Source organism: Gordonia sp. McavH-238-E, assembly GCF_022348225.1.
GTDB classification, from domain to species: domain Bacteria; phylum Actinomycetota; class Actinomycetes; order Mycobacteriales; family Mycobacteriaceae; genus Gordonia; species Gordonia terrae.
In genome coordinates, this window is the sequence record NZ_JAKRFE010000003.1 from 208,143 (window position 1) to 230,052 (window position 21,910).

Consider the following 21,910-nt stretch of genomic DNA (forward strand, 5'->3'; position numbering starts at 1 on the left):
GGGGTCGTCCGGCCCGCCGCTCAGGCCTCGAGTTTGTACCCGAGACCGCGAACGGTGATGAGGTGCTTGGGATTCGCCGGATCCGGCTCGATCTTGGAGCGCAGCCGCTTGACGTGCACGTCGAGCGTCTTGGTGTCGCCGACGTAGTCGACGCCCCACACCCGGTCGATGAGCTGGCCCCGGGTCAGGACCCGGCCGGCGTTGCGCAGTAGGTATTCGAGGAGATCGAACTCCTTGAGTGGCAACGTGATCGGGGTTCCGTTGACCGCCACGGTATGCCGTTCGACGTCCATCCGGACCGGGCCGGCCTCCAGGATCCCGATATCCAGACCATCGTCGGGGACGTCCCCGCCGCGACGCAGCACCGCGCGGATCCGGGCGATCAGCTCGCGGGCCGAATACGGCTTGGTCACATAGTCATCCGCGCCGAGTTCGAGGCCGACGACCTTGTCGATCTCGCTGTCCCGCGCGGTCACCATGATCACCGGGACATTCGACCTGGTGCGCAGGGCCTTGCAGATCTCGGTACCGGACATCCCGGGCAGCATGAGATCGAGGAGCACGATGTCGGGACTCACCCGATCGAAGGTCGACAGGGCTTGTGCGCCATCGGTGATGACGCTGGCCTCGAAGCCCTCCTTGCGCAACAGGAATGCCAGCGGGTCCGCCAGCGATTCCTCGTCCTCGACGATCAGAACGTGGGTCAACTCGTGTGTCCTTCGGTGGGTCGGGCAGATGGGTCGTCACCCTCCGCGGAGGGCAGTGCGCGGGGCGGGGAATCGGGATCGGACAGGGCCTGCTCGGCCGCCACCGGCCAGCCGGTGTCCGAGAGATCCTCCGGGATGCAGAGCGTGAACGTCGAGCCCGTACCGGGCTTGCTCCACAGGTTGATGGTGCCGCCGTGGTTGGCGGCCACGTGCTTGACGATGGCCAGGCCGAGGCCGGTGCCGCCGGTCATCCGTGAGCGGGCCTTGTCGACCCGGAAGAACCGTTCGAAGACGCGTTGCTGATCGTCCGGCTCGATGCCGATCCCGCGGTCGGTGACCGCGATGGCCACCATCGGCCGGCCGTCGATCTTGATGACCCGGCGACTGATGGAGACCACGGTGTCCGACGGTGAGTACGAGACGGCGTTGGAGATGAGGTTGTTCAACGCGGTGAGCAGCAGCGGCCGGTCACCGCGGATGATCACCCCGATCGGGTCGTCCGCGCGCAACTCGATCGCCGCCGCCTCGGCGGCGAGGGTCGCCGACGCCAGCGCGTCGTCGATGAGCGAATCGACATCGATGCAGGTGAACTCCGGCGTGACGCCGTCCTGCAGCCGGGACAGCGCCAGCAGTTCGCTCACCATGTTGCCCATGCGCTTGGTCTCGCCGACCACGCGACGGCTGAAGTGCTGTACCGAGTCGGTGTCGTCGGCCGACTCCAGCAGCGCCTCGGCGAGCAGGCCGATGGCCCCCACCGGTGTCTTGAGTTCGTGTGAGACGTTGGCGACGAAGTCCCGCCGGGTGGCCTCCACGCGTTTGTGTTCGGTGTCGTCGAGCCCGTATGCGACGACGTAGCGTTCGTCGCCCTGCGCGACGATCTTGGCGTGGCAGCGCACGTGTTCGACGCTGGGCCGTGGGGTCCGGCCCGTCGAGACGAAGCCGAGACTCGACATCGGCGGACTGAACTCGAAGCGGCGGGCGACCCCAGTGTCGAGGACTTCCTTCACCGCATCCCACACGGGGTCGGCCAGCAGCATCTCGCGCACGAGTCCGAGTTCGACGGCCCGCTGGTTGTACAGCACGACGTCGCGGAACTCGTCGACGACGGCGATGGCGGTCTCGGTGTTGCGCACCACCATGCTCAGCAGTCCGGCCTTGGTCATCCGACCGTCATCGGTGGTCGCCTGGACATCGGAGTCGCGAACCTCCGCCCAGGTCGGCACAGCACGGGGGCCGAGGGTGCCGTGGAGGACGGTCGCGGTGGCGTCTGCGGACGCGGAACCACGTGAGAGGCGATCGATGAACGCGAATCCGCGAGACCGTTTGGGGTCCCGGGTGCGTCGTCCGATCAGGACACCGAGGCAGAGCGCGAGTACGAACGCGATCGTCGCGGCGGAGATTGCGGCGGTCACAGGGGCAGCTTACGGCTCGACCAACTCCGAACGCACATCTGACGAAGGTGTTCGGCAGTTGTTCACGCGGAGTTGGCCGGAGACCCCGCGAGCGTGGGAATCAGCCCGACCGGGACGGTCATTGGGGAACCGGTACCGCCATGGCGGCGAACTCCGGATGGCGCTCGATGAAACGTTGCACATAGGAACAGACCGGCACCACCTGCTTGCCGCTGCCACGGATGTCCTCGAGGACGGCCCGGACCAGTTGTCCCGCATAGCCGTGACCACTGAACTGTTCCCGGATCACGGTGTGCGTGACGACCACCTGGTACGGCTCGGAGACATAGTCGACGTATCCGACGACCTCGTCCTCGCCCGAGGATTCGGCGACGAGGATCGCCTCGTACCGCTCCCGCGCAGGTGAATGCTCGATTCGCAGGTTTCCCACGTCCGCCATGCCGTCTAATGTAGCGCGCGCCACACCATCGACGCCATGGCGAAACGTGTCACGTCTGGATGTCCGAACGGACTCCGACGCCTACTTCTGCCCCTGCGCGGCGACCGCGGCGGCGCCGGCGGCGGCGGCCTCGGGGTCGAGGTAGGTACCACCCGGGTTCAGCGGCTTCAGGTCGTCGTCGAGGTCGTAGCGCAACGGGTTGCCGGTGGGGATGTTCAGTCCGGCGATGTCGTCGTCGGAGATCCCGTCGAGATGCTTGACGAGCGCGCGCAGCGAGTTGCCGTGGGCGGCCAGCAGGACGTTCTTGCCCGCCTTCACGTCGGCCACGATGGTCTCGAGGTAGTACGGGATGAAGCGGTCGACCACGTCCTTGAGGCACTCGGTGAGGGGGACCTCGGCGAGGTCGGCGTAACGCGCATCGCCGACCTGGCTGTACTCCGCGTCGGGCTCGATCGCCGGCGGCGGGGTGTCGTAGCTACGACGCCACAGCATGAACTGCTCGTCGCCGAACTTCTCCTTGGTCTCCGCCTTGTTGAGGCCCTGCAGTGCGCCGTAATGCCGCTCGTTGAGCCGCCAGTCGCGGATCACCGGAATCCACAGGCGGTCCGCTCGGTCGAGCGCGATGTGCGCGGTCGTGATGGCCCGGCGCAACAGCGATGTGTAGACGACGTCGGGCAGCAGGTCGTGCTCGACGAGGAGCTCGCCGCCGCGCTCGGCCTCGGCCTTGCCCTTCTCGGTGAGCGCCACATCGACCCAGCCGGTGAACTGGTTGGACGCATTCCATTCGCTCTCGCCGTGACGCATCAGGATCAAGGTGCCGTTGCTCATGGCCGATAGTTTTCCACAGTCGATGCGCGACCTCTCCGCACCGGCGGCCCCGCCCCTGGCCGACCCCCGGTGAACGCCGCGGATCGGCGAAATGGTAAAGAACCCGTCGATTCGCCGCGCGAACGGACCAGGGCAGGTCTAGCGTGAGCGCATGACAGCCAGTACAGACGCCGGCGCGACCGGCCAGAATGCGGAGAAGCAGCCCGAGCTCAAACGCGTGTTGGGCTGGAAGCTGTTGTTGCTGTTCATCATCGGCGACATCCTGGGCACCGGCGTCTACGCGCTCACCGGTCAGGTCGCCGGCGAGGTCGGCGGCGCGGCCTGGTTGCCGTTCCTGATCGCCTTCGCGGTGGCGACGCTGACGGCGTTCTCCTACCTGGAGCTGGTGACGAAGTATCCCCAGGCCGCCGGCGCCGCGCTGTACGTGCACAAGGCATTCGGCGTCCACTTCATCACGTTCATCGTGCTGTTCACCGTCATGTGTTCGGGCATCACGTCGGCGACCACCGCGTCCCGCGCGTTCGCGGTGAACATGCTGGCCGCCTTCAGCGGCGACAAACCCGATGCCACGAGTCCGGCACTGTTCGCCATCGCCATCGGATTCCTGCTGTTGGTCATGTTCATCAACTTCCGCGGCGTCGCCGAAGGTGTGGGCACCAACGTGGTCCTGACCCTCGTCGAGCTGACCGGCCTGCTCCTGGTGCTGTTCATCGGCTACTGGTTCATCGTGGGCGGCAACGCCGATCACTGGGATGCGGTGGTGGCCTTCGAGAGTCCCGACGACAAGAACGTCTTCATCGCGGTCACCGCGGCGACGTCCCTGGCGTTCTTCGCCCTGGTCGGGTTCGAGGACTCGGTGAACATGGCCGAGGAGTGCAAGGAACCCACCCGGATCTTCCCGAAGGTCATGCTGAGCGGCCTCGGCATCACCGCGGTCGTCTACGTGCTCATCGCGATCTGCGCCGTGGCGATCGTCCCGGTCGGCGTCCTCGCCGAGAGCGAGACCCCGCTGGTCGACGTCGTGCAGACCGCGGCCCCGGACTTCCCGATGTCGGACCTGCTCCCCTGGATCTCGATGTTCGCCGTCGCCAACACCGCGCTCATCAACATGATGATGGCCAGCCGGTTGCTGTACGGCATGGCCAAGCAGGGCGTGCTCCCGAAGTTCCTCGCCTATGTGCACCCGGGGCGCCGGACGCCCTTCGCCGCCATCGTCTTCACCACCGTCATCGCGCTGTGCCTGCTCACCTACGTCAGCGCCGATCCCGAGGGTTCGATCGTCGGCCTGCTCGGCGGCACCACCGCACTGTTGCTGCTCGCGGTGTTCACCGTCGTCAACGTGTCGGTTCTGGTGCTGCGCAAGGACAAGGTGGGGCACAAGCACTTCCGCACCTACACACCCATCGCGGTCCTCGGCGCGGTCACCTGCGGCTACCTGACGTTGCCGATCACCGGACGTGACCCCGAGCAGTACGTCGTCGCCGGCTGGCTGCTGCTCCTCGGCATCGTCCTGTGGGCCCTCACCTACTGGTGGAACAAGCGCTCGGGGACCGCAGCCACCTCGGCGTATGACGACATCCCGCCGCACGAGATCCCCTGAGCACAGACAAGTATGACGGTGTGCCCGGATTCCGGGCACACCGTCATACGGATTTCGGCTGATCGAACCCGTCCGTCACACGGGCGGCTTCTCGTGTGAGGTGATCGCGCTCGGCCGCACTCGTGGCGGCCCGCGACGCCCGCGCGTACAGGTCGGCAGCGAGGACGGGGTCACCGGCACGCTCGTGCAAGTGAGCCGACACCGCATCTCGGCGTGGTATCCCGTCCGGCACATCGGCCAGGGCTGCGAGACCTGCCGCGGGTCCGTCGGCGTGTCCCACTGCGACCGCCCGGTTGAGACGCACCACCGGGCTGTCAGTGAGGCGCAACAGTTCGTCGTACCACTCGACGATCTGAAGCCAGTCGGTCTCGTCGAATGTCCGTGCGTCGGCGTGTAAAGCGGCAATCGCGGCCTGAGCCTGGTATTCGCCCAATCGATCACGGCCCAGCGCATCCTGCAAGATCTCGACGCCCGCCGCGATCAGCGTGGTGTCCCACCGCGACCGGTCCTGCCCGGCGAGCGGGACCAGCTGCCCGCCGGGCCCGGTCCGCGACGGACGCCGGGCGTGGTGGATCAGCATCAACGCGAGCAGACCGCCCACCTCGGGTTCATCGGTGAGCGAGGCCAACTGGCGGGTGAGGCGGATTGCCTCGGCGGCGAGATCGACGTCGCCGCCGTACCCCTCGTTGAAGACGAGATAGAGAACGCGTAGCACGGTGCCGAGGTCGCCGGGCCGGTCGAGTGGGATCCCCGCGACGGTCCGTTTGGCACGGCTGATCCGCTGCGCCATCGTCGCTTCGGGCACGAGGTGCGCTTCGGCGATCTGCCGGGTGGTCAAGCCGCCGACCGCGCGCAGTGTCAGTGCCACAGCAGCGTTCGACGACAACCGGGGATTCGCGCAGAGGAAGAAGAGGGCGAGCGTATCGTCCGACGAGGACACCTCGCCCCGGGGCTCATCTGACGTTTGCGACTCCCGGTCCCGGCGGGACGACGCGGCCCGCGCGCTGTCCAGGAATTTGCGCCAGGCCACCGCGACGAGCCACGCCTTCTGGTCCCGGGGCGGGTCGTCGGGCCAGGTTTGCAGCGCCGTGACCAGCGCATCCTGGACGGCGTCCTCGGCCGACGCGAAGTCCGCTCCGCGTCGGACGAGGACTCCGATGACCTCGGGAACCAGGGTTCGCAACCGGGAATCATCCACCGCCGGGGACCCGGTCACTCGGTGACGGTCGGCGGCGCGGTGAGGAACGGACGCACCTCGAGCCATTCGTGAATCGGCTCACCGTCCTTACCCGGGGCGGCCGACAGTTCCCCCGCGAGCTCGACGGCTCGGTCCCAGGACTCGACGTCGATGATCATCCAGCCCGCGATCAGGTCCTTGGTCTCGGCGAACGGACCGTCGGTGACGGGCGGCCGGCCCACACCGTCGGAACGGACGAATGCTCCAGTGGGTGCGAGCGCCTGGGCGTCGACGAACTCACCTGTTCCCTCGAGCTTCGAGGCGAAGTCGGACATGTAGCGCATGTGCGCGTCGACCTCGTCGGGGGTCCACTGATCCATCGGAACGTCGACCTCCGGTGCCGGGGCGCCGCGATAGTGCTTGAGCAGCAGGTACTTCATGGTGTCTCCTCACGATGTGTGCGGCCGTTCTCGGCCGCTCGTACCCCTGGGACGGAGCAGGCACCGCATTCTCGACACCCCGGCGGAGATTACTTCCGGAGGTCCTTGCGCAGGATCTTGCCCGAGGCCGACTTCGGGATCGTCTCGATGAACTCCACCGCACGAACCTTCTTGTGCGGGGCGACCTTCGACGCCACGAACTCGATGACCTCCTCGGCGGAGATGTCGGCATCGGGCTGACGCACCACGAACGCCTTCGGGATCTCCTCACCGGACTCCGGCTCGATGACGCCGATGACCGCGGCGTCGGCGATCTTGTCGTTGGTCAGCAGCAGCGCCTCGAGCTCGGCCGGCGGCACCTGGTAGCCCTTGTACTTGATCAGCTCCTTGAGCCGATCGACGATGTACACACATCCCGTCGGATCGACCTGCGCCATGTCACCGGTGTGCAGGTAGCCGTCGGCGTCGATGGTGTCGGCGGTCGCCTGCTCGTTGTTGAGGTAACCCAGCATCACGTTGGGGCCCTTCACCCACAGCTCGCCGGGTTCGGACAGCCCTTCGCTCGGCAGCTCGATCTCCGCGCCCGAGGCCGGGTCGACGATCTTGTTCTCCGAGTTCGGCACCGCCCAGCCCGTGGAGGACAGCGGCGGATCCTGCTGCCCCAGCAGACCCGGGGTGTCGGCCGGGATGATGTGGCTGACCGGTGACAACTCGCTCATGCCGTAGCCCTGCAGCATGTGCAGGTCCAGACGCTTGGCCACCGCCTGACCCAGCTCGTCATCCAGCGGTGCGGCACCCGACATCATCGTGTGCAGCGAGGACAGGTCGTAGTTGTCGATGATCGGGTGCTTTGCCAGCGCCACCGCCACCGGCGGGGCGATGTAGGCCATCGTCACCTTGTGGTTCTGGATGTTCTCCAGGAACTCGACCAGATCGAAGCGCGGCATGATCACCAGCGACGCCCGGTTGTAGAGGGCGGCGTTGAGCAGCACCGTCATGCCATAGATGTGGAAGAACGGCAGCACCGCGATCACCACGTCGTCGGCGCCCATGCCCTGCAGCGGACGGATCTGGGCGACGTTGGCGACGAGGTTGCGGTGCGAGAGCGCCACACCCTTCGGGTTGCCGGTCGTCCCCGACGAATACGGCAGCACCGCCACATGCGTCGACGGATCGAACGACACCTCCGGCGCGGACAGTCCCGCCCCCAACAGATCGGCGGCGTTCGGATGCCCCGAGGCGTCCTGACCCTCGCCGTCGAGGACGATCAGATCCGCATCCGCCAGCCCGACCTCGGCGGCGGCGGCCTTGGCCTGCTCCAGCATCGGCGAGATCGTCACCAGCATCTTCGCGCCCGAATCCCGCAGCTGCTTGGCGATCTCGGGCCCGGTGAACAGCGCGTTGATCGTCGTCGCGGTGCCGCCGGCCCGCAAGATGCCGTGGAAGACCGTCGCGAACGCCGGGATGTTGGGCGACAGGATGCCCACCACATCACCCACACCGATCCCCCGCGACGCCAACGCACCCGCCGCCGCATCGATCTGCGAGATCAACTGCGCATACGTCGTCGTCGCCCCCGACTTCGGATCGACCAGAGCGGTGCGTCCCAGATCCTCCTCGGCCACCGCACCGAACAGGAACTCGAACACGCTCACATCGGGGATCTCGACGTCAGGGAACGGACTCGTGAAGCTCATGACACCTCCATTGGGGAATTTCTCGCCCGCATCGTATCAACGACTATTGACACGATGTGACGTGGACCTCTCGCGACGAGTCTACGATTCGTCCGATTTCGACCCGACGTCAGTCGCCTGGTCTGCACCCTCGACGACCGACTCGCCGGGCACGTAGCGGCCTTCCAGCGGCGCCCCGGCCTCCGGCAGGGATTCCTTGTCGATCAGGTGCTCGAACGCGAGCAGGTTGCGCAGGGACTCACCGCGCGACACCCGCCACGCCCACTCGCGCCTGATCGAGGTGAGGAAGCCGAGTTCGAGCAGGGTGTTGAAGTCGCCGTCGGCGGCCTCGAGGACCTGACCCAGAATGCGATCGACCTCGCCGGAACTCAACGCATCGGCGGAGATCCGACCCACCAGGTAGATGTCACCGGTGTTGTCGATGGTGTAGGCGACGCCGTACAGCCGGCGATTGCGCTTCAGCAGGTGTTTGTAGACCCCGGCGTGGTTCTCGTCGGGCCGACGACAGACGAAGGCCTCCACTCGGACACCGTGCTCGCTCGCCGTCAGCAGCACGGTGGTCTTGAGTTTGCGTTCGCCGGGCAACTCGACGACCACATGGTCGACGTCGGCGCCGCCGCCGCTCTTGCGTGTGAAGGCGATCTCGTTCTCGCCCAGCGTCTTCTCGAGCAGGTCGACGACCTCGGTGCGGCTCACGGCATCCTCTCTTCGGTGAATTCAGACGGTCACCCGGTTGCGCCGGCGCCGCCAGCGGCGTCGGACGCGAGCCGCAGCCGTCGCCGACGGGTCGGGCGACTCCGGACTCCGGTGGGCGGCGAAGGACCGCATGGCGCGGCCATAACTCTCCAGCAGCTGATCCACCGTGTGTTCCCACGAGAACTGCTCGGCGTGGGAACGGGCGTTGTGGCCGAGCTCGACGAGACGTTCGGGTTGCGCGAGGAGTTTCTCGAGCGCGTTCGTCCAGTCGCCGACCCCGTGCCCGTTGACGAGGACGCCGGTCCGGCCGTCGTCGACGGCCACGCCGAGACCACCGACATTCGCGGCGATGACGGGCGTCCCGCATGCCTGCGCCTCGATCGCGACCAGCCCGAAGCTCTCCGAATGACTCGGCACCGCAACGACATCCGACGCCCGGTAGACCTGCACCAGACGATCCGCCGGCTGCGGTGGCAGGAAGGTCACCGCATCGGCGATGCCGAGTTCGGCGACCTGGTCCATCAGTGCGGTGGGTCGTTGCAGGCCCGACCCCGAGGGGCCGCCGACGATGAGCAGTCGCAGCTTTCGGCCGGACTCGGCGGACTCGCGGATGAGCGGCGCGGCAGCGGCCACGAGGAGATCCGGGGCCTTGAGCGGCTGGATGCGCCCGACGAACGTCACGATCATCTCGTCGGGATCGAGGCCGAGTGCCGCGCGCGCCGCCGAGGCGGATCCCGGTGTGTAGCAGTCCAGATCGGCGCCCGGAGTCACGACATCGATGCGGTCGGCGGCGGCGCCGTACATCGAGAGCAGTTCGGCCGCCTCGGTCTGCGTGTTCGCGACCAGCCGATCGGCCTCGCCGACGACCTGCTGCTCCCCGATCACGCGGAGCTGGGGCTCGGCCGTGTCGCCCTCGGCCAATGACGCGTTCTTGACCGCGGCGAGGGTGTGCGCGGTGTGTACCAGTGGAACCCCCCACCGGTCGCGGGCGAGCCAGCCCACCTGGCCGGAGAGCCAGTAGTGCGAGTGGATCACGTCGTAGTGGCCGGGCGCCTGGGCCGCCTCGGCGCGGAGCACCCCGGCTGTGAACGCGCACAGCTGGGCGGGCAGGTCGCGCTTGTCGAGGCCCTCGAACGGTCCGGCGACCACATTGCGCACCGTGACCCCCGGCGCGGCGGCGACCGACGGTGCGTCGGCCGAGGACGTCGCGCGCGTGAAGATCTCGACCTCGACCCCTCGACGGGCCAGCCGGGTCGCCGTCTGCCACACGTAGACGTTCATTCCCCCCGCGTCCCCGGTACCCGGTTGCGCCAGCGGCGAGGTGTGCACGGAAATCAGCGCGACACGCCGCGGGAACGGGCTGGAGGTCATGGTCTCCACCATAGAGAAACGCCGCATCGGGTGACGCGTCCCCCGGCGCGCGGACACCCTGCACGCCCGCCGGCGCGATCACCTAGACTGTTTTCGGTAACGATTGTCATTTGCGTAAAGGTTGTCGATGAAGAAATCCCTGCTGGCCGCGGCCGGCGTGCTGTCTGCCGCCGCCCTGGTGCTGTCCGCCTGCTCAAGCGATTCCGGCGGGTCCGACGGCCCGCCGACCGTCGTCGCCTCCACGAACGTGTGGGGCTCGGTGGCGACGGCCGTCGCCGGGGACAAGGCCCAGGTCACGGCGCTGTACAACAACGCAGACGGCGACCCCCATGAGTTCGAGCCGTCCGCCGCCGACACCGCGACCATCGCCGACGCCGACATCCTCGTGTTCAACGGCGGCCACTACGACTCCTACATGGAAGAGGCCGCGGCCAACTCCGACGCGACCGCGGTCGACGCGTTCGCCCTGCTCGGGGGCGACGAGCACGCCGAGGCCGACCACGCCGAAGGTGACCACTCCGAAGGTGACCACTCCGACGGTGCCCACTCCGACGGCGCCCACGACCACTCGCACGACGACCAGAACGAGCACGTCTTCTACGACCTGCCGGTCGTCGCCCAGGTGGCCGACAAGGTGGCCGACGCCCTGGCCGAGCAGGACCCGGCCAACGCGGAGACCTATCGCGCCAACGCCGAGACCTTCACCACGGGCATCGACGGCCTGCGGGCGAAGCTCACCACGATCCGCGAGCAGCATGCGGGCACCGAGGTCGCGCAGACCGAGCCGCTCGCGGGTTACATGCTGACCGAGGCCGGACTCGTCGACATCGCGCCGGCCGGTTTCACCCAGGCCGTGGAAGAGGGCCAGTCGCCCGCGGCCGCGGACCGCGCGGCCCTCCAGGACATCCTCGCCGACCGCCGCGCGAAGGTGCTCATCTACAACACCCAGGCCGTGGATCCGGTGACGCAGGCGATGCTCGACGTCGCGGGTTCGGTGGGCGTCCCGGTCGTGAAGTTCACCGAGACCCTTCCCGACGGCGTCTCGGACTACCTCGTCTGGCAGGGCGCCCAGATCGACGCGCTCACCGCGGCACTGGGTTCCGGTTCCAATTGATCGGGGCAGACCACGATGACGCCGACCGGGGTGGATCGCAGACGGGCAGCCGGCCCGTTGTCGCGTTCACCGGCGCCCGACTCGCGTTCGGCGACCGGATCCTCTGGGACGACCTGAACCTGACCATCGAGCCCGGCGAATTCATCGCGGTCCTGGGGCCGAACGGTTCGGGAAAGACCTCGTTCCTGCGGGTCCTGCTGCGCCAGTACGCGCTCGACCGCGGCAATGTCACCACCACCGACGCGGTCGGCTACATCCCGCAGCAGCACGCCGAGGACGACGCCGACCCGATGGCCATCCGCGGGCGCGACCTCGTCGGGTTCGGAGTCGACGGTGGTCGCTGGGGTGTGGGTCTGCGCGGACGGTCGCGTCGACGCGAACTCGTCGACCGCGCTCTGCGCGCGGTGGATGCGCTGCCGTACGCCGATGCGCCGCTCGGCGTCCTCTCCGGCGGTGAGCAGCAGCGGCTGCGGGTCGCGCAGGCGGTGGTGAGCGATCCCGGACTGCTTCTCTGCGACGAACCGCTCGCCAGCCTCGACCCCACCAACCAGCAGGTGGTCGTCGAACTCATCGACCGCCGGCGCCGGGAGGCGGGGACGGCCGTGGTCTTCGTGACCCACGAGATCAACCCGATCCTCCCCTACGTCGACCGCGTCCTGTACCTGGTCGACGGCCGGTTCCGCATCGGCGAGCCGCACGAGGTGATGACGACGGAGACACTGAGCGAGCTCTACGGCAGCGATGTCGAGGTGCTCCGTGTCAACGGCCGCCTCGTCGTGATCGGCGGCGAGGACGCCCATCACTGTGCCGCGGAGACGGGTTCGGGTATCGCGCGCTCGGGCGGTCCGGCGTGAGCATCACCTACACCGCCGCGGATCGCTCGTTGAGCGACCTCTGGGACTTCTCCACCACCGTCGACCTGCTGGGTTACGACTTCATGCAGCAGGCGCTGCTCGCGATGGTGCTGCTCGGCCTCCTCGGTGGCCTGCTGGGTCCCCTGATCGTCGCGCGGCAGATGTCGTTCGCGGTGCACGGCGCCAGCGAGCTGTCGGTGACCGGCGCCGCGGCGGCCCTGCTGATCGGGTTCAGCGTGAACCTCGGCGGTGTCATCGGTGCGGTCATCGCCGCGGCGGTGTTCGGCTTCCTCGGCAACAAGGCGCGGGAGCGCGACTCGGTGATCGGCGTCGTCATGGCGTTCGGCCTCGGCATCGGGGTGCTGTTCCTGGCCCTGTACGGCCGGATCGGCACCGGCTTCGCATTGCTGACCGGGCAGGTCGTCAGCGTGGGCATCAACGGCCTCGTCGCGATCGCCATCACGACCGGCATCGTCGTCGTCGTGCTGGCCGTGATCTACCGGCCGCTGCTGTTCGCCTCGACCGACCCCCGTGTCGCACAGGCGCAGGGCGTACCCATCCGGACGCTGTCCGTGGTGTTCGCGATCATCATGGGCCTCGCGGCCGCACAGGGCGTGCAGATCATCGGCGCGCTGCTGGTGATGTCGCTGATGATCACCCCCGGCGCCGCGGCCGCGCGCGTCACGTCGAATCCGACGCGCACGCTGGTGCTGTCGGTCGTGTTCGCCGAAGTCGCGGCGGTGGGCGGGTTGCTGATGTCGCTGGCCCCCAAACTGCCGGTGTCGGTGTTCGTCACGATCATCTCGTTCGCGATCTACGTCGTGTGCCGGATCATCGGCAACCGCCGCGTGCATCGCACGCGCTGAGTCACGGCGTGCATCGCACGCGCTGAGTCACTCCTCGGCGAAGCCGGGATTGCAACCGGCGCCGACCATGTCCTCCTCGGCGACGACGGGGCGGCCGGGTTCCAGGTTCCAGCTGGGCTTTTCCGGTTCGACGAGGCGCGCGAACCGCCAGTGGCAGTCGAATTGGGCCTGCATGCCGGGGGTGTCGGCGGTGGGATCGAGCGCGACGACCTCCGCCCACGCCGCGGTCATCGCGCCGGGCTCGGTGGTGTAACGCCCCGAGTTCGTGGGGAACACCGAGAGGCTCGGGCCGACTGCGGTGTCGGTCCATTCGGTTCGCTCGATGTAAGGCGGGCGGTAGACGATCGCCGGCGCGCTCTCGGTGGGCGAGTACGGGCCCGAGGAATACGGGGTGGGCGACGGACTCGTCGTGCTCGCGCCGGCCGTGCTCGTCCCCTGCGGTCCGGACTCGGCGGCGTCGGTGCCGCAGGCCGACAGGACCGCGACGACGGCCAGCGCGCCGGCGGCGGCCCGCCACGACCTGGGCGCTGCGCCCGCCACTCCCGTACCCGCCCTGTGAAACCCGGTCGACATACCGACACCTTAGGTGACGGGTAGCCTGCTCCTTGTGGTCCACCGACGCACGACGAAGCGGGCGCTCGCGGTGCTGCTGACCGCGATCGTCGTCGCCCTGCTGTGCCTTGCCGGGTGTGCGCGCACACCCGATCCGGGACCTCCCCGGTCGACCCAGTCGCACCGGGCCTCGGCCACCCCGGACGGTCTGATGCTCGACGGGAAGCCGTGGTGGCCCGCCGGTTTCAACGCCTACCAGCTCAGCACCGACTGGTCGGTCAACCGCGGTTGCGGCGCCCAGGTCGACGCGGACGGATACTTCGCCAAACTCCCGCCCCGAGCACTCACCCGCTTCAACCTGTACTCGGTGTTCGCCGTCGACAAGCGCAGCGGACTGCTCGACTTCGGTCCGATCGACCGCGTCTTCGCGGCCGCGGCCCGGCACCGGCAGATGGTGCTGCCGGTGCTCACCGGCGGGTCGGGCGACTGTGAGGACGAGCGGTTCAAGGAGCGCGACTTCTACGTCGACGGCTGGCGCACCGACGAGCGGGTCGGCGGATTGTCCTACGCGGAGTGGATCGAGATCGCGGTGACGCGGTGGCACGACGAGCCGTCGATCGCCGGCTGGGAACTGGTCGGGGAACCCGAGGCCAGCGAATGCGGCGCCACCTCCTGCGACTGGCGCTACCGCACCTGCCCTGCCGACGCCACGGCCGTGCTGAGATCGTTCTTCGACCAGGCCGGTGCCCACCTCCGCGACTTCGACGCGGACCGCCCGATCTTCTCGGGTCTGGTGGGCGGCGACCAGTGCGGTCTCGCGGGCCCCGGGTTCACCGCGGTCGGGCGCTCGGCCGGTCTGGACGTGCTCGACTTCCACGACTACCGTTCCGACGTCGATCCCGAATCGGGGCCCGCGGGCAGCAATCTGCGCGCACGACTGGAACAGGCTCGCGAACTCGGTAAACCACTCGTGGTCAACGAGATCGGGATCCACGCCGGCTCATGTGGCTCCGTCGCGAGCCGGGCCCAGCAGTTCGAGACCATCATCGCGCGACACCGCGCCGCCGGGGTCGCCGGCGCACTGCTGTGGTCCTTCGTGCCGGATCCGCGCGGGACGGAATGCACCTACGACATCGGACCGAACGACCCGGCATGGAACGTGGTGCGCGAGAACGCCTCCTGACCGGGACTGGCGTCACACGAGCCGGTACAGGCGCCAGTCCGGCAGGTCCGCACCCTGATTGCGGGCCTCGAGTTCGAGCACGGCGATCTGGGCACCGTTCTCGTAGACGGTCGGATAGCGCTCGTTGATGGCGTCGGCGAGACCTCGCCCCTCCCGGGGAACGGTCAGGAGGTAGCGCACTCCGCCGCCGACCGGGTCGTTGAGCAACTGGGTGAAGTCACTGTCCGACGGGATGACGAACTGGCGCGGCCGGGTGGACTGGACCACCACCGCGAAGCCGTACACGGTGTCGCACAGGACGGCGCCGTCCGGCAGATCCAGATCGTCGAGATACTGCGCCAGCGCACGCTCGGTGGAGAAGGACCGCACGATCCGCTGTTCGTCGAGGTACTTCTGGTCCACCGACTCCGGCTGCGGGTCGACCACCGAGCCGAGAGCGAACTCCTGCGGCGCGTACTTCGGCGAGGTCATCCCGATGGCGGTGACCGGGATCGCGGTGGCCACCACCACGATCACCACCGTGGCGGCGATCTTGTATCCCCACCGCGAGGCGTACGGTCGCGCCGGCAGGAGTTCGGCGTGCGCCCCTTCGCGACGCATCGGGACCTGACGCCGTAGTGGCACGGACAAGAGCGCGACCACCGCCGCGAGCAGGATGACCGTCATGTAGAAGCGCAGGAAGCCGAAGGTCGAGCCACGCGAGTAACCGAAGACCTGGAACGCGAGAACCGCCAGGATCAGCAGGGTCGGCAACAACGGGGCGAGGCGGTGGCGTCGCGCGCGCACCCCGATCAGCCCGAGGATCAGGACGGGCAGCAGGGGCGCGAGGAGGAACATCTCCATCAGCGAGAACCTGACCGCATCGCCGGTCGTCGACGACCCGCTGCCGCCGGATTGCGCGATGATCGCGGCGTTGCCGTACTCGGAGGTGAACTGGGCGAAGGCGTCTCCGGTGATGAGCCATCCCGCCGCAGCCCATGCCAGGAAGGCGAGCGCGCTCGGCGCCACGACCAACGTGATGTCGAGCAGCGTGCGCGGCACCCGTTTTCGGTGGTCGTGCCGCCGATAGGTCACCCAGCCGACGACGAAGGCCGCGGCCAGTGCGGCGGCACCGCCGTCGTAGCGGGTGAGGTAGGACAGCCCGAGTGCGATACCGGCGACCACGAGTTCGTGGACGTCGTCGGAGGACACCCAGCGGATCAGGCGACGCGACGCCCAGGCCAGGAAGAACAGGTAGGGCGCCTCGCTCATCCCGTTGGCGGCGTAGAGGACGATCATCGGGTTGATGGCGTAGAACACCGTGAACGTGCCTGCGACAAGGGGTCTCAGGCCAGCATCACGCGCGATCCCCGACACCTGGACCACCGAACCCGCCATGAAGGCCGAGGACATGATCACCGCCGAGAGCGCCTGCGTCGTCATCTCGGGGATCCACGGAGTCAGCGCGGTCAGCGGCAGCTGGACGATCGCGGTGAGCGGGGTGAAGATGAAACCGATCGCGGCGAGATGCGGTGTCCGGCTGAACAACACGCTCTGTGCCGACTGGACGCGCGACAGCGCGTCGCCGAAGAACAGCTGCACCTCGCTGGCGAGGTAGACCCCGATCACGAGGTACGGAATCCACGTCGCGAGGAAGATGAGCACCCCGGGCGGGACGCGGCGGGTCACGTGGCCTCTCCGGTCTTCTGGGGGTCATCGTCCGCCGGCTCCGCCGCGCTGCTGGTCGACAGACCGTGAAAGGTCTTCTCCCAGTAAGACGGATTCACCAGGATCTGCCACATACCCTTGATGGCGGCGACGCTCATCATCACCCAGTACGCCGGGATGAGCAGCGCCGAGAGCAGGAGTTCGCTCCGGTCGTCCTCCCGGATCGCGATGAGGTTCATGTAGATCGCCGCCCCGTTGCCCAGGAGCATCGAGATGAGCGCCAGATAGTAGATCGGCCCGGGGAACAGCTCGGCGACGACCGGCGGTTGGCCGCCGATCCACAGCGCCAGGATGAGCCAGAACACCATGTTGAGACAGGCGATGACGGGTGTGCCGGCGATCAGCAGGGTGAACCGCACGAAGGCGACGGGTCCGAGGATGTGCCACAGCTTGACCGGATGACGCATGTGGACGAGCCACGTCTGCATGTAGCCCTTGTACCAACGGGAGCGCTGACGAATCCAGTTGATGGCGTCGACATTCGCCTCCTCCATCGTGACCGAGTCGAGCACGAGGGTGCGGTAGCCGTGGTCGGCGATGCGGACACCGAGATCGGCGTCCTCGGTCACGTTGTACGGATCCCAGGCGCCGATCGTGTCGAGGACATCCCGCCGGAAGTGATTGGACGTGCCGCCCAGGGGGATCGGCGCCCGGCTGACCATCATGCCCGGCAACAGGAAGCCGAACCAGATCCCGTAGTCGGCGGTGAACCACTCGGTCAGCATGTTGTCGCGAACGTTGTGGAAGCTCAGCTTTCCCTGGACGCAGACCACCGAGTCGTCACCGGAGTTGTTGAGTACGTAGACCGCCCGACGCAACTGCAGTGGGTCCGGTTTGTCCTCGGCGTCGAAGATGGTGACGATGTCGCCGGTTGCGAAGTGCATGCCGTAGTTGCAGGCCTTCGGCTTCGTCCGGGGTTGGGCCGGTGGTGTCAGGACGACGGTGACTATCCCGTTGTCCTCCACCCCGCGTGCCGCTTCGATCGTCGGCTCGTCGTCCTCCTCGAGGAGCAACAGGACCTGCAACTTGTCCCGCGGATACTCGATCGTCTCCATCGCGGCCACCAGCTGGCCGACCACCTCGGGTTCGCCGTAGGCCGGGACGAAGACGGTGTAGGCGGGCAGCTCGTCGTCGGGGATGGAACGGGCTTCGTCGTCGGAGACCCGGATGGCGCCGTTGACCAGTCCGCGCCGGAAGATCACCAGGCGGTCGGCGAGGGTGACCACGTATCCGACGGTCGCGATCGACACGAGGGTCGCGCACGTCCCGACCGGCTCGAGCACCATCGCAACCGCGATGATGCCGAGCAGTGTGAATCCGATGATCTTCTGAATCCGGCTGAAGGCCACCGACGCCGACATGTCCTCGTCGGCGTTGCGCAACCGGTTGACGGCGTCTTCGAGGGCCTGAGCGCGATAGACCGGGTCGGCGAGCAACTCGGGCACCGGCCGCGTCGGTCGCGTACTGCGTGCGACTCCCGGTGCGTCGGCGTCGGCATCGCGTGAACCCGCCTCCTCGATGGTCACGAGGCGCCCCCCTGGCCGGCGCCGAGTTGGGCCCGGATGAGCGCGCCGCCGAGTCCGACGAGCAGCGCCCGGTCCTTCAGCTGAGGGTCGGTGTCCAGCAGCACCGAGTCGCCGCGCAGCAAGATGGTCATCAGCGAGTTCATGTTTGCCAGGATCGTGATGCGCGGCTCCGGGAAATAGGCTTCCGGTTCGTGGTTGTCGACCGCCCACAACATGATCTGCTGCGTTCGGTTGCCGTTGTTCCACCGCCACGACACCACCGTGTACGTGAGATAGCGCTTGTCGTCGACGATGCTCCACAGCCTTCCGCGCACCCCGTTGGACAGCTCCACCTCGATCGGGATGCTGGTCCGATCCTCGGAGAGGTCGTATCGGAAGATGTCCTGGTAGACGTCGAGAACCAGTGGTCGACGACTGTCGACGCTGTCGACCACGACACGTCGGGGGCGGGCGAACTTGTCGTACGCCCGGTCGCCACGGGTCTGCACCAGGACCTGCCGGATCAGCACGGAGCCCGGGCCGTACAGTCGCGACACCCAGCCGTAGACGCCGAAGGACTCCTGGCGCCACCCCGCCGGGACCACGAGCGGAGATCCGATGCCCAGCTGCGCATACCGGTTGCTCTGGTAGTTGCTCCCGACCGGCGGAACCGGGTTGAGGGCCAACAGGATCGCCGCGAGCAGCACCACCAGGCCGGGACGACCCACGAACGCGACCTTGGGTGGGGTGATCTGCCCGGCCACCGGTGGAGACCACTTCTGCCCGCCGCGGCGCCGATAGTCGACGAGCATGAACACCGACGTCGCGAACGCCGCGATCAGCGCGGGCAACGGCACCACGACGCTGCGGGGTGCGCCGAGCGCGTCGAACAGGAACAGCGCGACCAGGCCGACGGCGCCGGCCAGCAGCGCAGCCAGTACTTTGCGCTGCCATGTCCGGCCCACGGCGATGGCGGTGGCGGCAACCGCCATCAGGACCACGACGAAACCGGCGGCGAGCGACGTGCCGCCCAGCAGCAGCACCACCGCGCGGACCGGGGGCGGAAAGATGAGCAGGAGCAGCAGCCACGCCCACCGGTAGCGTCCCACCGGCCGCAGTCCGAACAGCAAGATCGCGGCGCCGAGGACGAACAGCCACAGGGCCAGCAGGTCCATGTGGGTCGTGAGGTACGCGCGCGCATAGCGTGGATTGACCAGGTACTTCATCGCCAGCGCCAGGATCAGCACCACGATGCCCACGATGACGTCGGTCTGCCGGTCGTAGATCGGCAGTTCGTCGACGTCGCGCCACGACACGCCGATGACGGCCACGAGGGACAGGACGATCAGCACCGGGACGTAGAGGATCAGCGTCTGCGCCATCAGTTCGTCGACGACCGCGATGATGGTGTTCCAGAATCCGAGTACCGTGCACCCGATCAGGAACAGCCATCTGGCAGCGACCAGATACTCCGGGTGGTCGACGAACACCTGATTCGGCGTCTCCGGTTTGCGTCGGGTGAGGACTCCGACGATCGCGTCGACCGCCCTCGCCGACGCACCCGGTCCCGCGGCCGGGACCGCGTCCGGGGGCTGGGCCGTGGTCGTCGCAGACGCCTCGGGCACGCCGATCAGCCCTCGGCGGTCCGGTGCCGGCGGCGGCGCAGGACCAACGTCGCGGCGACGGCGGCCACCACCACGATGCCCACCCCGACCACGGCGAACGCCACCCACGACGTGCCGCCTGCCGATGATTCCGAGTCCTGCGCGTTGTCGTCGACCACCAGGACCGGTTCCTGACCGGACACCTGCAGGAGGGCGTCCCCGTTCAGTGACGGCCAGCGATCGGGGTCGGCGGCCAGCCAGTCGAGCAGGGCATCGAGGTCGGCGGCGTCCCGGGTCGAGGTCGCGACGAGGACGGTACGTCCGGCGTCGCGCGCCACCTGTAGTGAGCCGAAACGCACGGTCGGCGAGAGCAGGACCTCGGCGCGCTGACCGTCGGGATTGAGCACCGAGACCGTGCCGCCGTCGGCGGTCACCGGGAGCGAGAGGTCGGGCAGTCCCTCGCCGTCGGCCGCGATGACGACGGCCGGCGCGGACGAGGACATCGCGTCGTCGAGCGGCACCACGTCGACGCCGAGGCGCACCGCCGACAGTCGCTGCAGGCCGGACATGAGCGCCACGGCGCGGGCCACGTCATCGACGTCACCGGTCGTCCAGGCCAGCGAGTTGCGCGGCATCAGGGCCTGCGGCAGCGACGCGAAACCGGACGGCGTCGGCGGGTCGGCGACCTCGGATCGCACCTCGCCGGAGGAATCCAGGCTCAGCGAGCTACGCACTCCCGTTCCGCATTGTTCGCCGACGTCGCCGTGGTTGTAGGTGACGGTGACCTCGGTGTACCGCGTCAGCAGGTCGGCGGGTACGTCGACCCATGCGTCATAGCTGCCGGAGGCATCCGCGGGCCAGGACGCGATCACCCGGTCACCGATCGACACCGCGATCTGACCACCCATCGGTGTGTAGGTGCCCTTCAACTGCATCCGGATGTTCTTGGACGGCCGTCCCAGGCGGGTCTGGTCGATCCCGAACGAGATGGTCGGCCAGCCCGTCGCGGAGACGCGCTGGTCTCCGACGCCCAGTTCGGCCAGTGTGGTCACCTCGGGCGCGAGTTGCGGTGCGGCAAAGGGCGGTCCGGCGACCGCCGCGGAGCTGACGGCGATCGACGACAGATCGGAGGTGAGGAAGTCGACCTGGGTGGCGAGTTCGTCCTCGTTGCCGCCGATACGCAACACCGGCCAGCCGGCACCCGGGCCCAGGCTCAGGCCGTCGGGGAGATCCGAGTTGATGACCACCTGTCGTTCGAGCGGCTCGATCTCCTCGGTGGGTGCGGCGACACCGCGGGGCAGCGAGCCGGTCTCGATCTCCACCGTCGCCGCACCGTAATTCGCGACCACCGCGGTGGCGAGCGAGACCGCGGCCGCGCCCTCGGCGGGCCGGACGTCGGCGGGCACGAAGATGGTCAGCTTGCGCAGGACCGGCGGCAGGAACTCGGCGACGCTGTTCGGCTCGGCCTCCCGGCCGCCGTAGGTGACCGTGGCGTTCTGGATGCGCAGGCCCGAGTCGGGATCGAACAGGCATGAGCCCGCGGTGCGCAGATAGGTCCGTAGCACGATGTCAGCGGCGTTGCGCTCCACGCGCACTCCGCGCAACGACAGCGAGATCGGCGAGTTCACAGTCGGATTGATCGGTGTTCGGGAGATCAACCGGTCGTCCTGCAGCACGTCGATGTTCCCACCGGTGACGAACGCGGGATACTGCGTGACACCACGCAACTCGGTCGGCGTCAGATTCGGCGGGACGGCCAGCGACAGGCTCACCTCGCCCTGCTGACCGGGGAACGCGATGGTCGACGACGAGCCGAGATCCCGAAGGCTCAGCGGCGCAGGCGGATCACCGGGCGCCGCATCGGCCTGCGGCGCCGTCCACGCCCCCACCGATGCGACACCGGCCAGCAACAGGCCGGCCAGCAGTACCGCCGGCCCGCGACGTCGCGCCGAGTGCCCGCGCGCGCGGAATCTCCAGGACACGTGCATATGTCACCCTCCGAGTGACCCCCGTTGCCCGACCCAGTTCCACCCCGTAAGAACCTATCGCACCGAACGTGGTGGCACATATTTTCGCGCGACCGCGCTCCCGATCCCCACGTCGCGCGCTCGGACCGGTGGGTGCATCCGGTGGATCGATGCCATGTCGATTCGGGAAC

The 21,910-nt window shown here is 68.2% G+C and carries 19 protein-coding genes; 5 read left to right on the forward strand and 14 right to left on the reverse strand.

Features of this window, described 5'->3' with window-relative positions; translation table 11 throughout:
- Positions 1 to 20: 20 nt before the first annotated feature.
- The 4 genes from MHN80_RS05235 to MHN80_RS05250 all read right to left on the reverse strand — a co-directional run bounded on the left by MHN80_RS05235 (position 21) and on the right by MHN80_RS05250 (position 3,386).
- On the reverse strand, positions 21 to 707 hold the full coding sequence (locus tag MHN80_RS05235) for a response regulator transcription factor (protein ID WP_101820107.1): 687 nt from the start codon (positions 705 to 707) through the stop codon (positions 21 to 23).
- Positions 704 to 2,119, reverse strand: coding sequence for a cell wall metabolism sensor histidine kinase WalK (locus tag MHN80_RS05240; RefSeq protein WP_239399993.1), 1,416 nt, complete (start codon positions 2,117 to 2,119; stop codon positions 704 to 706). Before MHN80_RS05240 ends, MHN80_RS05235 begins: the two co-directional genes overlap by 4 nt.
- A gap of 118 nt (positions 2,120 to 2,237) precedes the next feature.
- Entirely contained in the window at positions 2,238 to 2,558 is a 321-nt protein-coding gene (locus tag MHN80_RS05245; protein WP_239399995.1) for a GNAT family N-acetyltransferase, read from the reverse strand.
- An 81-nt stretch (positions 2,559 to 2,639) separates the two neighbouring features.
- Positions 2,640 to 3,386 carry a phosphoglyceromutase gene (locus MHN80_RS05250; RefSeq protein WP_004019975.1) on the reverse strand — a complete coding sequence of 249 codons (747 nt, stop codon included), beginning with the start codon at positions 3,384 to 3,386 and terminating at the stop codon, positions 2,640 to 2,642.
- Between the two features lie 151 nt (positions 3,387 to 3,537).
- Between MHN80_RS05250 and MHN80_RS05255 the strand changes: the two genes are divergently transcribed.
- Entirely contained in the window at positions 3,538 to 4,986 is a 1,449-nt protein-coding gene (locus MHN80_RS05255; RefSeq protein WP_239399997.1) for an APC family permease, read from the forward strand.
- Positions 4,987 to 5,029: 43 nt separating this feature from the next.
- Here MHN80_RS05255 and MHN80_RS05260 read toward each other — a convergent pair whose 3' ends face one another.
- The 5 genes from MHN80_RS05260 to mshA form a co-directional block, all read right to left on the reverse strand.
- Positions 5,030 to 6,184 (reverse strand): RNA polymerase sigma factor, encoded by a 1,155-nt coding sequence (locus MHN80_RS05260; protein ID WP_239400334.1) that lies wholly within the window; start codon positions 6,182 to 6,184, stop codon positions 5,030 to 5,032.
- A 14-nt stretch (positions 6,185 to 6,198) separates the two neighbouring features.
- Complete coding sequence (locus MHN80_RS05265) at positions 6,199 to 6,603, reverse strand: YciI family protein (RefSeq protein ID WP_239399999.1); 405 nt, start codon at positions 6,601 to 6,603, stop codon at positions 6,199 to 6,201.
- An 89-nt stretch (positions 6,604 to 6,692) separates the two neighbouring features.
- Entirely contained in the window at positions 6,693 to 8,300 is a 1,608-nt protein-coding gene (locus MHN80_RS05270; protein ID WP_239400001.1) for a 4-coumarate--CoA ligase family protein, read from the reverse strand.
- An 81-nt stretch (positions 8,301 to 8,381) separates the two neighbouring features.
- The gene (locus MHN80_RS05275) at positions 8,382 to 8,996 is read right to left on the reverse strand and encodes a YbjN domain-containing protein (RefSeq protein WP_004020514.1); all 615 of its coding nucleotides are present in this window, start codon (positions 8,994 to 8,996) and stop codon (positions 8,382 to 8,384) included.
- Positions 8,997 to 9,017: 21 nt separating this feature from the next.
- Positions 9,018 to 10,367 (reverse strand): D-inositol-3-phosphate glycosyltransferase, encoded by a 1,350-nt coding sequence (gene mshA / locus MHN80_RS05280; RefSeq protein WP_101820229.1) that lies wholly within the window; start codon positions 10,365 to 10,367, stop codon positions 9,018 to 9,020.
- Positions 10,368 to 10,494: 127 nt separating this feature from the next.
- Between mshA and MHN80_RS05285 the strand changes: the two genes are divergently transcribed.
- The 3 genes from MHN80_RS05285 to MHN80_RS05295 are packed head-to-tail and all read left to right on the forward strand — an operon-like array spanning position 10,495 to position 13,201.
- Positions 10,495 to 11,481: a metal ABC transporter solute-binding protein, Zn/Mn family gene (locus MHN80_RS05285; protein WP_239400003.1), complete on the forward strand. Its 987-nt coding sequence runs from the start codon at positions 10,495 to 10,497 to the stop codon at positions 11,479 to 11,481.
- A complete protein-coding gene (locus MHN80_RS05290) occupies positions 11,478 to 12,335 on the forward strand; it encodes a metal ABC transporter ATP-binding protein (RefSeq protein ID WP_239400005.1) in 858 nt (285 codons plus the stop codon). The genes MHN80_RS05285 and MHN80_RS05290 overlap by 4 nt, the downstream gene beginning before the upstream one ends.
- Positions 12,332 to 13,201, forward strand: a complete 870-nt coding sequence (locus tag MHN80_RS05295; protein ID WP_239400007.1) for a metal ABC transporter permease — start codon at positions 12,332 to 12,334, stop codon at positions 13,199 to 13,201. Before MHN80_RS05290 ends, MHN80_RS05295 begins: the two co-directional genes overlap by 4 nt.
- Before the next feature lie 27 nt (positions 13,202 to 13,228).
- On the opposite strand, the gene MHN80_RS05300 is transcribed toward MHN80_RS05295, so the two are convergent.
- Positions 13,229 to 13,774 carry a DUF2599 domain-containing protein gene (locus MHN80_RS05300; RefSeq protein ID WP_239400009.1) on the reverse strand — a complete coding sequence of 182 codons (546 nt, stop codon included), beginning with the start codon at positions 13,772 to 13,774 and terminating at the stop codon, positions 13,229 to 13,231.
- A gap of 13 nt (positions 13,775 to 13,787) precedes the next feature.
- On the opposite strand from MHN80_RS05300, the gene MHN80_RS05305 reads away from it, so the two are divergent.
- On the forward strand, positions 13,788 to 14,936 hold the full coding sequence (locus MHN80_RS05305) for a beta-mannosidase (RefSeq protein ID WP_239400011.1): 1,149 nt from the start codon (positions 13,788 to 13,790) through the stop codon (positions 14,934 to 14,936).
- A gap of 12 nt (positions 14,937 to 14,948) precedes the next feature.
- On the opposite strand, the gene MHN80_RS05310 is transcribed toward MHN80_RS05305, so the two are convergent.
- Genes MHN80_RS05310 through MHN80_RS05325 form a run of 4 tightly spaced genes read right to left on the reverse strand, consistent with a single transcriptional unit; the run spans position 14,949 to position 21,740 of the window.
- Positions 14,949 to 16,604 (reverse strand): glycosyltransferase family 39 protein, encoded by a 1,656-nt coding sequence (locus MHN80_RS05310; RefSeq protein WP_239400013.1) that lies wholly within the window; start codon positions 16,602 to 16,604, stop codon positions 14,949 to 14,951.
- Complete coding sequence (locus MHN80_RS05315) at positions 16,601 to 18,169, reverse strand: glycosyltransferase (protein ID WP_004020887.1); 1,569 nt, start codon at positions 18,167 to 18,169, stop codon at positions 16,601 to 16,603. Before MHN80_RS05315 ends, MHN80_RS05310 begins: the two co-directional genes overlap by 4 nt.
- Entirely contained in the window at positions 18,166 to 19,773 is a 1,608-nt protein-coding gene (locus MHN80_RS05320; RefSeq protein WP_239400015.1) for a hypothetical protein, read from the reverse strand. Before MHN80_RS05320 ends, MHN80_RS05315 begins: the two co-directional genes overlap by 4 nt.
- Before the next feature lie 5 nt (positions 19,774 to 19,778).
- Positions 19,779 to 21,740: a cellulose biosynthesis cyclic di-GMP-binding regulatory protein BcsB gene (locus tag MHN80_RS05325; RefSeq protein ID WP_239400017.1), complete on the reverse strand. Its 1,962-nt coding sequence runs from the start codon at positions 21,738 to 21,740 to the stop codon at positions 19,779 to 19,781.
- Positions 21,741 to 21,910 lie beyond the last annotated feature (170 nt).

Bases quoted from the DNA above. Each gene is read 5' to 3' on its own strand.
- MHN80_RS05245 (WP_239399995.1), bottom strand. From the start codon at position 2,558: ATGGCGGACGTGGGAAACCTGCGAATCGAGCATTCACCTGCGCGGGAG.
- MHN80_RS05250 (WP_004019975.1), bottom strand. From the start codon at position 3,386: ATGAGCAACGGCACCTTGATCCTGATGCGTCACGGCGAGAGCGAATGG.
- MHN80_RS05255 (WP_239399997.1), top strand. From the start codon at position 3,538: ATGACAGCCAGTACAGACGCCGGCGCGACCGGCCAGAATGCGGAGAAG.
- MHN80_RS05265 (WP_239399999.1), bottom strand. From the start codon at position 6,603: ATGAAGTACCTGCTGCTCAAGCACTATCGCGGCGCCCCGGCACCGGAG.
- MHN80_RS05270 (WP_239400001.1), bottom strand. From the start codon at position 8,300: ATGAGCTTCACGAGTCCGTTCCCTGACGTCGAGATCCCCGATGTGAGC.
- mshA (WP_101820229.1), bottom strand. From the start codon at position 10,367: ATGACCTCCAGCCCGTTCCCGCGGCGTGTCGCGCTGATTTCCGTGCAC.
- MHN80_RS05285 (WP_239400003.1), top strand. From the start codon at position 10,495: ATGAAGAAATCCCTGCTGGCCGCGGCCGGCGTGCTGTCTGCCGCCGCC.
- MHN80_RS05300 (WP_239400009.1), bottom strand. From the start codon at position 13,774: ATGTCGACCGGGTTTCACAGGGCGGGTACGGGAGTGGCGGGCGCAGCG.
- MHN80_RS05325 (WP_239400017.1), bottom strand. From the start codon at position 21,740: ATGCACGTGTCCTGGAGATTCCGCGCGCGCGGGCACTCGGCGCGACGT.